This window comes from Angustibacter speluncae, assembly GCF_054777815.1.
This window is the reverse complement of the sequence record NZ_BAAHAF010000197.1, coordinates 1-2,914: the sequence shown is the minus strand read 5'-3', so window position 1 is coordinate 2,914 and position 2,914 is coordinate 1. Positions and strand designations below refer to the sequence as shown.

The 2,914-nt window shown below is 76.1% G+C and carries 5 protein-coding genes; 4 read left to right on the top strand and 1 reads right to left on the bottom strand.

Features of this window, described 5'->3' with window-relative positions:
- The coding region (locus ACYVKY_RS21210; protein ID WP_460436970.1) for a hypothetical protein at positions 1-470 on the bottom strand (470 nt) is incomplete at its 3' end.
- Positions 471-537: 67 nt separating this feature from the next.
- On the opposite strand from ACYVKY_RS21210, the gene rimP reads away from it, so the two are divergent.
- The 4 genes from rimP to ACYVKY_RS21190 all read left to right on the top strand — a co-directional run.
- A complete protein-coding gene (rimP, locus tag ACYVKY_RS21205; protein WP_460436969.1) occupies positions 538-1,083 on the top strand; it encodes a ribosome maturation factor RimP in 546 nt (181 codons plus the stop codon).
- Position 1,084: 1 nt separating this feature from the next.
- Positions 1,085-2,101 carry a transcription termination/antitermination protein NusA gene (gene nusA / locus ACYVKY_RS21200; RefSeq protein ID WP_460436968.1) on the top strand — a complete coding sequence of 339 codons (1,017 nt, stop codon included), beginning with the start codon at positions 1,085-1,087 and terminating at the stop codon, positions 2,099-2,101.
- 46 nt (positions 2,102-2,147) lie between these two features.
- Complete coding sequence (locus ACYVKY_RS21195) at positions 2,148-2,492, top strand: YlxR family protein (RefSeq protein WP_460436971.1); 345 nt, start codon at positions 2,148-2,150, stop codon at positions 2,490-2,492.
- Between the two features lie 63 nt (positions 2,493-2,555).
- A partial coding sequence (locus ACYVKY_RS21190; protein ID WP_460436967.1) for a translation initiation factor IF-2 N-terminal domain-containing protein occupies positions 2,556-2,914 on the top strand: 359 nt, incomplete at its 3' end.

The window sequence follows — 2,914 nt, the reverse complement described above, 5'->3', positions numbered from 1 at the left end:
AGCAGCCGCGCGAGCGGCCCGCCGACGGTGCTGGCCTCGCCGCAGGCCAGCTCGAGCAGCCGCGCCGCGGCGTCCTGCTCGAGCACCCCGAGCGCGGCCGCGTCGGCCGGCGGGGGCGCGGTCGCCGACGTGGTCGGCCAGCCGCTCGGCGTCGACGACGGGGTAGGCACCGGTCCCGGGAGCGGACCGAGGGCCTCGAGGTGCCGCTCGTGCACCCCGACCGCCGCGACCGCCGCCGGGACGTCGAGCGCGCCCGCCGCCTCGCGCAGCGCCGTGACGAGCGACACGGCCTCGAACCGGGCGAGGTCGTCGTCGCCCAGCGCGGGCGGCGCCGGGGTGGCGACGTCGTCGAGGCGCACGTCGTCCCAGCGGATCCCGCACCCCGCGAGCGGGACGAGCAGCGCCGCGCCGAGCAGCGCGCGGCGGGTCGGGCCGACCGCCGGGCCGGGCGTCGACGCAGCAGGGGGCACGCGGCGATCCTCGCACGCGGTCGGGGGTAGGGTCGGAGCCCCACAACACCACAGCAGGGAGGTACCGATGGCTCCGGCAGCGCGTTCCGGTGGCGCCACCGACGAGATGGCCTCCCTGCTCCGGCCGGTGGTCGAGGCGTCCGGTCTGGTGCTCGAGGACGTCACCGTCACCCCGGCCGGCAAGCGCCGCGTCGTGCGGGTGGTCGTCGACCTGCCGGACGACGCCGTCGGCGGCGTCGACCTCGACGCGGTCGCCGACGTCTCGCGGGCGGTGTCGGACGCGCTCGACGCCACCGACCTGCTCGGCGGCGCCCCGTACGTGCTCGAGGTGGGCACCCCCGGCGTCGACCGGCCGCTGACCGAGCGCCGGCACTGGTCGCGCGCCCGCACCCGGCTCGTCGCCGTCCAGGTCGCCGGCGCCGAGCTGACCGGGCGGGTGGCCGAGGTGGGCGACGACGGCGTGGTGCTGGACGTCGACGGCGCGCCGCGCACCGTCGGCTGGGACGAGCTGGGCACCGGCCGCGTGCAGGTCGAGTTCAGCCGCAAGGGCCAGGACGACGGGCAGGACGACGGGCAGGACGACGGGCAGGACGACGGGGACGAGGAGGACTGACGTGGACATCGACATGACCGCCCTGCGGATGCTCGAGCGCGAGAAGGACGTGCCCTTCGACGTGCTCGTCCCCGCGATCGAGGCCGCGCTGCTGGTGGCGTACCACCGCACGCCCGGCGCGGTGGAGCACGCCCGGGTCGAGCTCGACCGCAAGAGCGGGCACGTCGTGGTGTGGGCCGCCGAGACCGGCGACGACGGCCAGGTGCTGCGCGAGTACGACGACACCCCGAGCGGGTTCGGCCGGATCGCGGCCACCACGGCCAAGCAGGTCATCATCCAGCGGCTGCGCGACGTCGAGGACGAGCAGGTGCTCGGCGAGTTCCGCGACCGCGAGGGCGCGATCGTGTCCGGCGTGATCCAGCAGGGCCACGACCGCCGGATGGTGCAGATCGACCTCGGCACGGTCGAGGCCGTGCTGCCGCCGCAGGAGCAGGTGCCGGGGGAGCGCTACGAGCACGGCGCCCGCATCCGCGCGCTCGTGGTCGCCGTCCGCAAGGGCATGAAGGGCCCGTCGGTCACGGTGAGCCGCACGCACCCGAACCTGGTGCGCCGGCTCGTCGAGCTCGAGGTGCCCGAGGTCGCCGACGGCACCGTCGAGATCGTCGCGCTCGCCCGCGAGGCGGGGCACCGCACGAAGATGGCGGTGCGCTCGACCGTCCCCGGCGTGAACGCCAAGGGCGCCTGCATCGGGCCGATGGGCCAGCGGGTGCGCGCGGTGATGACCGAGCTGCACGGCGAGAAGATCGACATCGTCGACCACAGCGACGACCCGGCGGTGTTCGTCGGGCACGCGCTGTCGCCGGCGCGGGTCACCAGCGTCCGGGTCGTCGACGCCGAGGCGCGCGCGGCCCGGGTGGTCGTGCCCGACTACCAGCTCTCGCTCGCCATCGGCAAGGAGGGGCAGAACGCCCGCCTGGCCGCCAAGCTGACCGGCTGGCGGATCGACATCCGCTCGGACGCCGAGGCCGCTGTCGGTCCGGGGTCCGCCGGTTCGGACCCCGAGGCGCAGGAGGGGTAGAGTGGTGGGGACCGGGCCGGACGTCCGGCAGCCCCTCACGCCCCACGTGCCGCAGCGCACGTGCGTGGGGTGCCGTCGGAAGGCCGACCGGTCGCGGTTGCTGCGCGTGGTGGCGGCCGGGGACGGCACGCTCGTCCCCGACCCCCGGACCCGGCTCCCCGGACGCGGTGCGTGGGTGCACCCCGACCTCGGGTGCCTGGACCAGGCCGTGCGCCGCCGGGCGTTCGCCCGGGCCCTGCGCCTGCAGGCCCCGGCCGACCTCGCGGCGGTGCGCGAGCACCTCGAGCAGCTGCCACCGGCACCACCCAGCACCACCAGCACGAACCAGTCAACCGTCGAGATCGGAAGCGGGTCAGCATCTGATGGGCACCCGATGAGCTCCCAGCAATGAACGCCCCCCAGCACTAACGACGGTCCGCGCTGTTCCCAGCCGGACCGGGAACAGGACAGAACTTTGGCGAAGGTCCGGGTCTACGAGCTCGCGAAGGAGCTCGGGGTCGAGAGCAAGGCCGTGATGGCCAAGCTCAACGAGATGGGCGAGTACACGAGGTCGGCGTCGTCGACCATCGAGGCGCCCGTGGTGCGCAGGCTGCGAGACGCCTTCCCGGCGTCCGGCGGCGACGCCCCGGCCGCGAAGAAGGCGGCCCCCAAGCCGGCGGCGAAGAAGGCCGCCCCCGCGCCGGAGGCTCCCGCGCCCGTCGCGCAGACGCCTGCGGCGCCGGCGCCTGCTGCGCAGGCTCCCACCAGCACGCCCGAGGTGGCCGCCCCGGCCGCCCCGTCGGGCGCCCCCACCCCTGTGCGCCCCGCGCCGCG